At 60.6% G+C, this 11,023-nt stretch carries 13 protein-coding genes and 1 pseudogene; 10 read left to right on the forward strand and 4 right to left on the reverse strand.

What is annotated here, in order from left to right:
- Positions 1-86 precede the first annotated feature (86 nt).
- Positions 87-815, reverse strand: coding sequence for a DNA-methyltransferase (locus GOB90_RS09820; RefSeq protein WP_242011926.1), 729 nt, complete (start codon positions 813-815; stop codon positions 87-89).
- Positions 816-955: 140 nt separating this feature from the next.
- Positions 956-1,633: a Tim44/TimA family putative adaptor protein gene (locus GOB90_RS09825; RefSeq protein ID WP_146887690.1), complete on the reverse strand. Its 678-nt coding sequence runs from the start codon at positions 1,631-1,633 to the stop codon at positions 956-958.
- Positions 1,634-1,687: 54 nt separating this feature from the next.
- On the opposite strand from GOB90_RS09825, the gene GOB90_RS09830 reads away from it, so the two are divergent.
- From GOB90_RS09830 to GOB90_RS09875, 10 genes are all read left to right on the forward strand, one after another.
- A complete protein-coding gene (locus GOB90_RS09830; protein WP_306309448.1) occupies positions 1,688-2,404 on the forward strand; it encodes a histidine phosphatase family protein in 717 nt (238 codons plus the stop codon).
- A 134-nt stretch (positions 2,405-2,538) separates the two neighbouring features.
- Positions 2,539-3,054, forward strand: coding sequence for a protein-export chaperone SecB (gene secB, locus GOB90_RS09835; protein WP_146887688.1), 516 nt, complete (start codon positions 2,539-2,541; stop codon positions 3,052-3,054).
- Between the two features lie 173 nt (positions 3,055-3,227).
- Complete coding sequence (locus GOB90_RS09840) at positions 3,228-3,572, forward strand: hypothetical protein (RefSeq protein WP_373322105.1); 345 nt, start codon at positions 3,228-3,230, stop codon at positions 3,570-3,572.
- 275 nt (positions 3,573-3,847) lie between these two features.
- Complete coding sequence (locus GOB90_RS09845; protein WP_146887686.1) at positions 3,848-4,984, forward strand: acyl-CoA dehydrogenase family protein; 1,137 nt, start codon at positions 3,848-3,850, stop codon at positions 4,982-4,984.
- A gap of 225 nt (positions 4,985-5,209) precedes the next feature.
- Positions 5,210-5,689: a Cys-tRNA(Pro) deacylase gene (gene ybaK / locus GOB90_RS09850; protein WP_146887684.1), complete on the forward strand. Its 480-nt coding sequence runs from the start codon at positions 5,210-5,212 to the stop codon at positions 5,687-5,689.
- Between the two features lie 23 nt (positions 5,690-5,712).
- The gene (gene sucC, locus GOB90_RS09855; protein WP_146887682.1) at positions 5,713-6,912 is read left to right on the forward strand and encodes an ADP-forming succinate--CoA ligase subunit beta; all 1,200 of its coding nucleotides are present in this window, start codon (positions 5,713-5,715) and stop codon (positions 6,910-6,912) included.
- The gene (gene sucD / locus GOB90_RS09860) at positions 6,912-7,793 is read left to right on the forward strand and encodes a succinate--CoA ligase subunit alpha (protein WP_146887681.1); all 882 of its coding nucleotides are present in this window, start codon (positions 6,912-6,914) and stop codon (positions 7,791-7,793) included. Before sucC ends, sucD begins: the two co-directional genes overlap by 1 nt.
- Positions 7,793-8,428, forward strand: coding sequence for a GNAT family N-acetyltransferase (locus tag GOB90_RS09865; protein WP_146887680.1), 636 nt, complete (start codon positions 7,793-7,795; stop codon positions 8,426-8,428). Before sucD ends, GOB90_RS09865 begins: the two co-directional genes overlap by 1 nt.
- Positions 8,428-9,306, forward strand: coding sequence for a carbon-nitrogen hydrolase family protein (locus GOB90_RS09870; protein WP_146887679.1), 879 nt, complete (start codon positions 8,428-8,430; stop codon positions 9,304-9,306). The genes GOB90_RS09865 and GOB90_RS09870 overlap by 1 nt, the downstream gene beginning before the upstream one ends.
- Before the next feature lie 15 nt (positions 9,307-9,321).
- Positions 9,322-9,741, forward strand: a complete 420-nt coding sequence (locus GOB90_RS09875; protein WP_146887678.1) for a ketosteroid isomerase-related protein — start codon at positions 9,322-9,324, stop codon at positions 9,739-9,741.
- Between the two features lie 191 nt (positions 9,742-9,932).
- On the opposite strand, the gene GOB90_RS19500 is transcribed toward GOB90_RS09875, so the two are convergent.
- Positions 9,933-10,583, reverse strand: coding sequence for a TetR/AcrR family transcriptional regulator (locus GOB90_RS19500; RefSeq protein WP_146887677.1), 651 nt, complete (start codon positions 10,581-10,583; stop codon positions 9,933-9,935).
- A gap of 324 nt (positions 10,584-10,907) precedes the next feature.
- A pseudogene (locus tag GOB90_RS19915) lies at positions 10,908-11,023 on the reverse strand (IS481 family transposase); the annotation flags it as partial.

Genomic DNA, 11,023 nt, shown 5'->3' on the forward strand with positions numbered 1-11,023 from the left:
TCTGTTCCTGGGCTGATCGGATTAATCTGTCAAAACGATTATTTTCATAAAAATTATCGTTTTGTACGATTGTGAGTGCGGCGGCTTCAGGAAACCGCCGCGTCTTTCAGACGGCGACGGGCAATCGTTACATAATCCGGATCAATTTCGATGCCGATCCCCCGGGCTCCGGTCCGGTGCGCCGCCAGGAGGGTCGTACCGGTTCCCATAAACGGGTCGAGCACGACTGGGTCAGGTCGCCCGTGCAGCCGGATGCAGAGTTCGGGCAACTGAACAGGGAATGTTCCCGGATGATTGAATTTCTGTTCCCGGTCCCGGACGGTTTCATAAGGCACGAACCAGGTGTCGCCCCTGCAACGCTGATCCTGCGCATGGCCGCGCCGGGCAATGTTGCTTTTGTCCTTGAAGGGAACACCGGCGGCCAGGCGATTGAGCTGAACATCTCCATGAAGCGTCAGATGAAACAGATGCTCATGGTTGCGGTTGAGATAGCGACCGCTGTTGACCGGCTTGAAATGACCGAATGAATCTCCTGGCACGGCAATGGATTTGACCCAGGAAATATGATTCTGCAACGCGAAGAGGGCGCGCAGGCGCACGACCAACTCAAAGGGCAGCCAGGGTTCGGCAGACGTTCCGGCGATATTGAGAAAGAATGAGCCATCGGGGCGAAGCACCCGACGGACAGCGGCGGCGACCCCGACCATCCAGTCGAGATAGTCATCCTCGGCGCGGCGATCCTGATAAGAGCGATAGCCCAGTCCGATGTTATAGGGCGGCGAGGTGACAACCAGGTCAACCGACTCCGGCTTCATCCGTTTCAGGATGCGGAGACAGTCGCCCTGAATGATTTCCTGCTGTCCGACATGATAGCGTCTGGTGCGCGGGGCACGGGCCTGGACTTCCGGGGCCGCTTTTTCAGTCTCCGCGAGGTCCGGCACACGGGAGGTGCGCTTCACGCACTCCGCGCCGCGGCGAGGCGCCACGATGAACCGGAAACACCGAGCAGCCGCTCGAATGTCCAGAGATCGGAAAATTCCGTGATGGAATCGGTTCCGGTGACAGGTTTGCCATCCTTCCCGAGGGTCAGACTGATCTGATCGGATATGATTTTGGTATCGATGGCGGCGGCTGTGCCCGCGGCCCCGTCTTCCATCCTCACATCTTCGATAGCAATGCTGTTGACCGCACGCATTTCGCTTTTCTGAACTTCGCCCGCCGCATCCCGCGCGGTAAGGGCCGCGTCAAACGCCGCAAACGCCGTGGGAGTCAGCCGCTCACGGAGAACTGTGCGGTCGCCGGACGCATAGGCGGCCACGACCTGACGAAAAGCCCCGTCAACACCGGAGAGAAACTGCTGAGGCGTGAAGCCCCGCTCTTTCGTGGCCAGCACGGCCAGCTGCTGCCCGACGCGGGTGCCGGGTGCCGGAATATCGAATTTAGGCGTGCTGACAGGTTCGGCCCGCCCTTCAATGACAGGACCTTCGGCTTCTCGCGGCGATGAGACCGGCGACGGCATCGGCTGGAACCCGACTTTCTTTCCGAGCACGCTACGCAGCCGCAGGGCCAGAAAGCCCGCGATCAGAGCAAAGATAACAATATCGACCGGAAACTGGCCGAGGGAACCGTCCATCTGCGATGCCACCCAGATTAGTATAAGGATACGACGCCGGACGGGCCGGGCCGCATGAAAAATTTTACAACTCTTATCAGAATAGGGGGCGCTGCCGGGCGGCGCAATGACCTTACCCCTGATTCACCCGGCGAATCCTTCATATCCGCCACCCGGCCGCCGATGAAGCGGAGCGGACACCCGGCGTTTACCGATTGCACAACCCCCCTCAGTTCCCATATGCGACTGGTCATGATTGTTCTCAGACACTGCGAAAGCGAGTTTAACCGCCTTTTCACCGCCACCCGCCGTGATCCCGGCATAGCCGACCCGCCTCTGTCGGCGCATGGCCACACCCAGGCCGAAGGACTTGTGCAGGCGCTGGCGGGACAGACCATTCAGCGCATTATTGTCTCACCGTTTACCAGAACGCTGCAGACCGCCGCCCCTGTCGCACGCGCGCTCGGGCTCAGGCCCTCCGTCCACCCGCTGATCCGTGAACGGGCCGCGTTCTCCTGCGATGTCGGGTCGCCGCCGGCGCAGCTGGCGCTGGCCTGGCCGGAACTGGATTTCTCCGGCCTGGAGGAAACATGGTGGACCACCGGGATCGAATCTCCGGAGAATGTTGAAGAGCGGGCCAGGATCTTCCGGGCGGAAATGAGCGCGAGCCCGCACTGGCGGAATACGCTGGTCGTCAGCCACTGGGGATTTCTGATCGCATTCACCGCAGCCAGCATGGAAAACGGGTCCTGGCGCCGCATCGACCCGACGGAGCCCCTGCCCGCTCCCTGAGGCCTTCGTCTGGCAGGGCTCCGCGACGGGGGCAGACCCCTGCCACATTCGATACGCGGTTGGCGAACCCTGGCGATCATGCTACCGCGCGGTAGCCGAATTCACCCCGGATCAATACAGGGAACCAAAGCTACATGTCCGATTCCAGCCAGATGGGTGCGCAGGGCGTCCCCCCCGCTCTGCCGCTTGCCGTCAATCTGCAGTACACGAAAGACCTGTCCTTCGAAGTTCCCTCCGGACCGGAGATTTTCACGGCTCTGCAGGCCGCCCCGCAGATTTCGGTGAATATCGACGTGCAGGCAAACCGCCTTCAGAATGATCAGTCGGTTTTTGAAGTCGCCCTGACCATCAAAACCGAAGCCAACGAAGCGCCGACAAGCGAAGGTGGTCCGGCCGGTCGCAAGGTCTTCATTGCCGAGCTGACCTATGCCGCCGTCGTGACGCTGAACAACGCGCCTGCCGAGCTCGTCGAGCCGCTGCTGCTGGTGGAAGTGCCGCGTCTGATTTTCCCGTATGCGCGGAACATCCTTGGCGATGTCACCCGTGACGGCGGATTCCCGCCTGTTGTGCTGCAGCCAATCGATTTCGTGGCTTTGTGGCAGGCGCGCCGCTCCGAGTTCGCTCAGGCAGAAGCTGTCGGTCACGCCTGATTACAGGCAGGCGGGTCCCTGTGCTCCGGGGTGCGGACCTGCCAGCCAGTCTGTTCCAGTTCCCGGACGGGGTCGCCACGATGGCTCGTTTTCTGATGAATCATAATCCGGCACCTTCTGTCGGCGCGATACCCGCATGTTCCGGTCAGCTTCGGCGCACGGCCTCCGGAGCTATGACTCTGGCGGCCTTTCTCAGTGTGTTCGCCATGACCGGATGCGCTCAGAAACAGCCGCCGGCTGCGGCTTCCGCTCCACCAGGGCGCATTCCACCCCAGGAATTTCCGCCGGGCACCGTTGCCGAGACGGCGCCGCCGGAAAATGTCACGCTGATCAACGACCCGTCGGCGCCGATGGATACGCCGCTTTGCGGCACGGCAGCGCGCGAGGCCAATGCCATGGCCGCGACCATGTATCCGGAGCCGCTTTCGACCGGCAACGCCTGCGCGCAGAGCGCATGCTTCGATCCAGCCACGCAGACTTACATCGCCTCCGATAATACCCGGCGCGTCTGCCGCTAAAGCGAATATTCCGCTTTACCCCGACACCTGCCTGGGTTGTACGAACCAGGCATGCCCGGACGATCCGCGGCACCTGACGTTGCCGTTCATTCGCGCACCGGCCATCCCTGGCGTCCCTTTCAAAAATAATTCAGCGTCCCGGCCAGGAGCGTGGTTGCGGTCCCGCCGCCGGATGTGTTCGATGAACGACAGGCTGTTTCCGCCATTCGGCGAAGACGCGCCGTATCTCATGCAGCAATGCGGGAAAGACAGTTGTGACGGATGGATCGCGGGCGATGGCTACAGAACATCATGACGTCCCGGACGAACTGATCGCACGGTTTGCCGCAAGAGCACCGGCTTATGATCGTTCGGGCGAGATCGCGACGGATAATCTGGACGATCTGAACAGAGCGGGCTTCCTCGCGCTGGCCGTGCCTCGCGAGCAGGGGGGCGCCGGGATCGGATTGCGACAGATGACCAGGATCGTGGCGCAAGTGGCGGGCGGCGACCCGTCAACGGCTTTGATTCTGGCGATGCAGTATCTTCAGACTCTCGGTGTCGCGTTGTCGCGCACCTGGGCAGAGGACGTGAAGACCGGGGTCTTCGACTCAATCGTTCAGAATGGCGCGCTGATCAATGCGCTTCGTGTGGAGCCGGAACTGGGCACGCCGTCGCGGGGCGGTATTCCGGCAACACGGGTCAGGCTGCGGGACGGGATCTGGCGTCTCACCGGCCGGAAGATTTTTTCGACCGGCTCTTCAGCTCTGCGCTGGGGAATTGTATGGGGCGCGACGGATGAAGCCATGCCCCGGATCGGTCAGATCCTCGTGCCGCTGGATCTTCCCGGGGTGCGGATTGAGAAAAGCTGGCACCAGATGGGAATGCGGGCGACCGGAAGCGATACTTTCGTATTTGACGATGTCGAAATCCCGGAGCGCTACCTGGTCAATCTGATCCCGGTCGACAGCGGAAGCCCGGAAACGCCCGGACTCGCGACCTGGCACGCCCTCCTTATCGCGGCCCTCTATGACGCCGTGGCCCGATCCGCGCGCGACTGGCTGATCGGATTTCTCCATGACCGCGTGCCATCGGCACTGGGCCAGCCGCTGGCAACGCTGCCACGCTTCCATGCCGTGCTCGGTGAGATCGACGGGATGCTGCTGGCGAACGAGGCGCTGCTGGAACGGGGACTTACTCGCGAAGACATGGGATTATCGGACGGACCGGAAGCCTCACAGATCAAGCGTCTCGTAACGGAAAACGCGATTGCGGCTGTCGCCAGGGCCGTGGAAGTCACGGGCAATCCGGGGCTGAGCCAGGATCATGCGCTGGAGCGGCATTACCGCAATGTGCTGTGCGGGCGCATTCACAGTCCACAGGCTGATGTGGTGCTGGAGATGGCCGGACGGATGGTGCTGGAGCCGAAGTAACGGCAGCCCCGGTTTCCGCACCGAAAACGCGGGGCTCATGTCCCTGTTTGCGGAGTTTGCGACATTGCTCTGAAAACCGCCCGTTCTGCACGGCGGGATTCTTTACGCGGAACAGGTATCATCTCTTGACGTTTCCGGCACCCGGCCTCTATTCAACGCCTGTTGATTTAATGGAGATGCCGGCCGCGACTGGCTGCCGGGGAAACCCATATGGAGCAAGGGGCCGTGACGACAGAAACGAATGCCACGAAATTCCTGGCAGAGCAAAACGTTCCGTTTTCGGTTCATACCTATGATTACGCGCCAGGCGGCGGTCTGATCGGCATGCAGGCGGCCTCATCGATCGGGGAAGATACGGGAAATGTGCTCAAGACCCTGATTGTCGAAGTCGATAAAAAAATACCGGTCTGTGTCGTTGTGCCCGTCGATCAGAAAGTGAACTTCAAGGCTGTCGCAGCACTTTTCGAAGGCCGCAATGCCAGGATGATGAACCCGGAGAAGGCGCACGGCATCACCGGATATCAGTCGGGTGGCACAAGTCCGTTTGGTTCGGTAACATCTGTTCCGGTCGTGCTCGCCAGTCAGGCGATGAAACGACCTTATATTTATGTCAACGCCGGTGATCGCGGGCTTGTCGTGAAACTTTCTCCTGCTGACGCGCAGAAAGTCACGAACGCCATCGTCGCCGATATTGCTGCTGCCTGAACAGCAGATTTCAGGAACTGTTGATGAACATTCACGAGTATCAGGCAAAGACGCTGCTGAAATCCTGCGGGATGCCCGTGCCGGAAGGGCATGTCGCTCATTCCGCGGCTGAAGCGAAAGACATTGCACGGTCGCTTCCGGGCGATGTCTTCGTCGTCAAGGCGCAGATTCATGCCGGCGGACGCGGCGCGGGAAAATATGTCGGCGAGCCGGCCACGGGCGGCGTGCGCCTTGCCCGCTCAGTCGGCGAGGTCGAGACCTTTGCCTGCGAGATGATCGACCGCACGCTGGTCACAAAGCAGACCGGGCCGGAAGGCCGCCTGGTGCGCAAGCTCTATGTCGAGGCCGGCTGCCAGATCGGGCGGGAACTCTATCTCTCGCTGCTGGTCGATCGTGAAAAACGACGCCTGACCATTGTGACATCCCAGGATGGTGGAATGGACATCGAGGACGTCGCCGCGAAAACGCCGGAGCGTGTTCTCACGGCATCCATCGATCCCGGCATGGGATTCCAGGAATGGCAGGCGCGCGATCTGGCGGTGCGGCTTGAGCTGCGCGGCAAGCAGATCCGTCAGTTCATTCAGGTGCTGCGGGCGGCTTACGATACGTTCACGACCTATGATGCGTCGCTCGTTGAGATCAACCCGCTGGTGGTCACGAAGGATGGCGATCTGCTGGCTCTCGACGCGAAGATGAGCTTTGACGAGAGTGCGTTCTTCCGCCACCGCGATCTTGAGGATCTTCGTGACGAGAACGAGGAAGATCCGCGCGAACAGGAAGCGGCGCGGTTCGGCCTGTCCTATATCGGGCTCGACGGCACGATCGGATGCATGGTCAACGGCGCCGGACTGGCAATGGCGACGATGGACATCATCAATGCCGAGGGCGAACAGCCCGCGAACTTCCTGGATGTCGGCGGCGGCGCCTCCCGCGAGAAAGTCGCAGCCGCATTCCGCATTCTTCTGGCCGATCCGAAAGTCGAAGGCGTACTCGTCAATATTTTCGGCGGCATCATGCGCTGTGACGTGATCGCCGATGCCGTGATCGGCGCCTCGCATGAGGTCGGGCTGAAGGTGCCGCTGGTGGTGCGTCTGGCCGGGACGAATGTTGAAGAAGGCCTGACGATGCTGAAAGAGTCCGGTTTGCCGCTGATCGTCGCGGATGACCTGGGAGACGCCGCCCGAAAGATTGTCGCCGCTGTCCGTTCGGGAAGGAAATCCTGATGTCGATCCTGATCAATCGCGAAACAAAGGTTCTGACGCAGGGTTTTACCGGCGCACAGGGAACATTCCACGCGCAGCAGGCGCTGGCTTACGGCACGAAAATGATCGGCGGCGTAACGCCGGGCAAGGGCGGCACGACACATCTCGATCTGCCTGTGTTCGACACGGTCTGCGAAGCCCGCGAGGCGACGGGCGCGGATGCCACGGTCATCTATGTGCCGCCCGCGGGTGCTGCGGATGCTATCCTGGAGGCCATCGCGGCGGAGATGCCTCTGATCGTGTGTATCACCGAGGGCATTCCAGTGCTCGATATGGTGCGCGTGCGATATGCGCTCGACGGATCGGCCAGTAAACTTGTCGGACCGAACTGCCCCGGTGTGATTACGCCGGACGAATGCAAGATCGGGATCATGCCGGGGCCGGCGCACCGGCGCGGGCATGTCGGGATCGTCTCGCGCTCGGGCACGTTGACTTATGAGGCGGTCGCGCAGACGACGGCACTCGGTCTCGGACAGAGCACGAGCGTCGGCATTGGTGGCGACCCGGTGAAAGGTCTCGATTTTATCGACGTGCTTGAGATGTTCCTGGCCGATCCTGATACAGATTCCATCGTCATGATCGGTGAGATCGGCGGGCGTTCCGAGTTGGATGCAGCCGAATTCCTGAAACAGGCCCGATCCTCCAAGCCGGTCGTCGGTTTTGTCGCCGGTCAGACAGCGCCTCCGGGGCGCCGGATGGGGCATGCCGGCGCCGTGATTTCCGGCGGTGACGACACGGCCGCCGCCAAAATTGACGCCCTGCGTTCGGCGGGCGTTCACATCTCTTCAAGTCCTGCGCTTCTGGGCGAGACTTTGCAGTCCGTCCTCAGAGGAAAAAGCTAATGTCCATTACTGTTGAAACCATGACCGGAACAGCCATCGAGCCGTTCCTGCCGGATCTGGCACGTCTGCGGATCACGGTGTTCCGTGAGTGGCCATATCTGTACGACGGAGACGTCGCCTATGAAGAGAAATATCTTCAGCTTTACGTAAAGAGCGCCGGCGCGGCGGTCATTCTCGCACGCGACGGAGAGAAGGTGATCGGTGCGTCCACCTGTCTGCCGATGGCCGATGAGATGGAGGCCATCCGCGCGCCGTTTGAGAAACGAGGCCTGCCGGTCAGCGATTTCTTCTATTTCGGAGAATCCGTTCTCCAGAAGGAATATCGCGGGCACGGGCTGGGCGTGCGCTTCTTCCATGAGCGTGAAAAACATGCGCTGGAAACGAGCCGGTCGGATTTCGCGACGTTCTGCTCCGTGCGGCGCCCGGACGTCCATCCGGCGAAACCCGAAGGCGCGACAACTCTGCATGCGTTCTGGGCTAAACGCGGTTATCATCCGCTGCCGGGCGTCACCTGCACCATAGACTGGAAAGAGCCGGGTGACGCGGACGAAACGCCGCATCTGCTCGATTTCTTCATTAAATCCCTGCGTGGCAGGCCGGTTCCGGCCGTGCTCCTGAACGGAGAGACCTCCTGATGAACAAAACCCTTCGCCTTGCTGTCCTCGCCTGGCCGGTCGCCCGCTGCGAGACGGTCGGGGACTACGCGAAGCATCTCGATGCGCTCGTCGCCGAGGCCGCCCCGAAGGCCGATCTGCTGCTCATGCCGGAATATTCCTGCATGGAAGTGGCCGGCGCCCTGACGGACAAGCCCGATCCGAACGCCGAACTGGAAGCGGTCTGCGCCCATAGCGACGAGATTCTCGCCGTCATGCGCGACGCGGCAGTGAAGCATAAGGTGTGGCTGATGCCAGGCACCCTGCCCCGCCCCAAGGCCGTCGGCGTGCGCAACCGGGCGCCGCTGATTACACCTGACGGCACCATTTATTTTCAGGACAAGCATGTCATGACCCGTTTTGAGACGGAGTCCTGGGGTGTAAAAGCCGGAAATTCTCCGGGTGTTTTTGAAACACCCTGGGGGAAGATCGGCACGTCGATCTGCTACGATTCCGAATTTCCGATGCTGGCGCGGGCTCAGGTCGAGGCCGGAGCCTGGTTGATTCTGGTCCCGACCTGCACGGATTCCATGCACGGCTTCAACCGTGTGCGGATTTCGGCCGAGGCGCGGGCGCTGGAAAATCAGTGCTTCGTCGCGGTATCACCGACGGTGGGCGATGCACCGTGGCTGGCGACACTGGACGAGAACCACGGCTGCGCCGGGATTTACGGGCCGATCGATCGCGGTTTTCCGGATGATGGCGTGATCGCCGAGAGCCCCCTTGACCAGGGCGGCTGGATTTACGCCACGCTCGATCCGGCGACGCTGACCGAGGTTCAGGAAAACGGCGCGGTTCGCAACTGTCGTGACTGGCCGAAATATGTTCCGACACCCGGCGCGATTAACGCCGAAGGCTGATCAGAGAGAAAACGCATGTCTGCTGAAGAAACACAGAAAGTTATCCGGGCCTATTACGATGCCTTCAATCGCGAGGACAACGATGCTGTGCTCGCTCTGCTCGCCGATGATGTCGTGCATGACATCAACCAGGGCGGACAGGAGGTCGGCCGCGACAAATTCCGCACATTCCTTTCAAAGATGGAAGGATATTACAAGGAAGAGTCGAAGGAAATGGTCATCATGACCACGCCGGACGGCGCGCGCGCCGCGGCTGAGTTTGTCGTACACGGCGCCTATGTGAAAACCGAGGCGGGGCTTCCCCCGGCGAAAGGTCAGAAATATGTGCTGCCGGTCGGCGCTTTTTTTGAAGTGCGTGGCGGGAAAATCGCCCGGGTGACCAACTATTACAACCTGCCGCTCTGGACGAAACAGATCGACGCGGCTTCGGTCTGAAGCCGGAACACGGCACTGAAGGGGTCACAGGCTCCTTCAGCCCGGTCCGCTAAAAAAATCAAGCCGTTTGCAAAGACTCTGTTCCTGTTAAAAGTTTCTGCCTTTCTCAGGGCTTTGTCCTGATACCCGTCAAAGGCCGGCAGCCTCCGGAAACCGGTCTGCTTATCAACAGGCCAGAACAGCAGGAACCGTCATGCCGTATGCAGAAACATCGGAATGACATTCCTGACCAGCCGCACCTTAAGAGCCGCGAGTTCCTGAAGGCTCTCCGCGCCGGCGGGACGAATCATCATCAGCGGCAGCATAATAGCACCCATGACCATCATCAGGGTCAGCTCGGGATTGCCCTGCCGCAGGAATCCTTCAGTCTGCGCCTCCCTGAGCAGGGGCAGCATGGCTTCCTGATACGGGTCCCATATGCTGTGCATGATATAGTCGCGGCGTTCTCCAACCGAGCTGATCCCGTCGGAGAGAAAGTTGGCGAACTCGGGAACATTGCAGTTCGCGACAATGAAATTCGACAACCCGGCGCGGACTCTGACATTACTCGGCTGATCGCAGTCATGCAGATCGAGGATAGCCTGGCGCGCGGTGCCCAGCCTGCCGGCAATTTCATCGACGACGATTTTCCAGAGATCGAGCTTACTGCCGAACTGGTGACAGATCAGCGCGGCATCCACGCCGGCATCCTGTGCGATGTCCCGCAGGACCGTACCCTCAAACCCGGAACGGGCGAAATGCTCCATGGCGGCTCCGAGCACGGCATCACGCGCGAGCGGCGACCCTTTTACGGGGCGCCCGCGTTTACGCAGGGCAGGGACCGAAGGATGCAGGATGGGCATAGGGTGGTTTCGTCCGGGACAGTCAGGAGAACCAGAGAGTAAACTCCGGGGAGGTTAAACAGTTATTTCCGGAAACATTCAATACATGACAGAAAAATCATCACGATCGTGAAAAAGATGCGCCGCCTTTCATGCCATCCGGTCAGCAGACGCGCCGCACCCTTTCGGAGCCCTTCCCTGTCACCATGCCTGCCTCCGCCGGTGGCTGACGATCCGATAACCGGAGAGCCTGCCCGGATCGCACCGGCCGGAAGCCGGCTTGCGCTCCGGGAAACCGGGCGCAACACTGGCAGTCACAGACTTTTCTCAACAGGTGAATGACCCTTATGTGTCAGGTTGTGAGACGTCATTGGCATAATCGAGGATTTCGTCGACCTGTTTCATGATGTCACGATTGGCTGGTTTGACGTAATCAGGATTACGAGATGCGGGATGTTTTT

The organism is Acetobacter oeni, from assembly GCF_011516825.1.
GTDB classification, from domain to species: domain Bacteria; phylum Pseudomonadota; class Alphaproteobacteria; order Acetobacterales; family Acetobacteraceae; genus Acetobacter; species Acetobacter oeni.

Bases quoted from the DNA above. Each gene is read 5' to 3' on its own strand.
- GOB90_RS09840 (WP_373322105.1), top strand. From the start codon at position 3,228: ATGACTCTGGCGGCCTTTCTCAGTGTGTTCGCCATGACCGGATGCGCT.
- GOB90_RS09875 (WP_146887678.1), top strand. From the start codon at position 9,322: ATGTCTGCTGAAGAAACACAGAAAGTTATCCGGGCCTATTACGATGCC.
- GOB90_RS09825 (WP_146887690.1), bottom strand. From the start codon at position 1,633: ATGGACGGTTCCCTCGGCCAGTTTCCGGTCGATATTGTTATCTTTGCT.
- secB (WP_146887688.1), top strand. From the start codon at position 2,539: ATGTCCGATTCCAGCCAGATGGGTGCGCAGGGCGTCCCCCCCGCTCTG.
- GOB90_RS09870 (WP_146887679.1), top strand. From the start codon at position 8,428: ATGAACAAAACCCTTCGCCTTGCTGTCCTCGCCTGGCCGGTCGCCCGC.
- GOB90_RS09830 (WP_306309448.1), top strand. From the start codon at position 1,688: ATGAAAAATTTTACAACTCTTATCAGAATAGGGGGCGCTGCCGGGCGG.
- GOB90_RS19500 (WP_146887677.1), bottom strand. From the start codon at position 10,583: ATGCCCATCCTGCATCCTTCGGTCCCTGCCCTGCGTAAACGCGGGCGC.
- GOB90_RS09820 (WP_242011926.1), bottom strand. From the start codon at position 815: ATGAAGCCGGAGTCGGTTGACCTGGTTGTCACCTCGCCGCCCTATAAC.
- GOB90_RS09845 (WP_146887686.1), top strand. From the start codon at position 3,848: ATGGCTACAGAACATCATGACGTCCCGGACGAACTGATCGCACGGTTT.
- GOB90_RS09865 (WP_146887680.1), top strand. From the start codon at position 7,793: ATGTCCATTACTGTTGAAACCATGACCGGAACAGCCATCGAGCCGTTC.
- sucC (WP_146887682.1), top strand. From the start codon at position 5,713: ATGAACATTCACGAGTATCAGGCAAAGACGCTGCTGAAATCCTGCGGG.
- sucD (WP_146887681.1), top strand. From the start codon at position 6,912: ATGTCGATCCTGATCAATCGCGAAACAAAGGTTCTGACGCAGGGTTTT.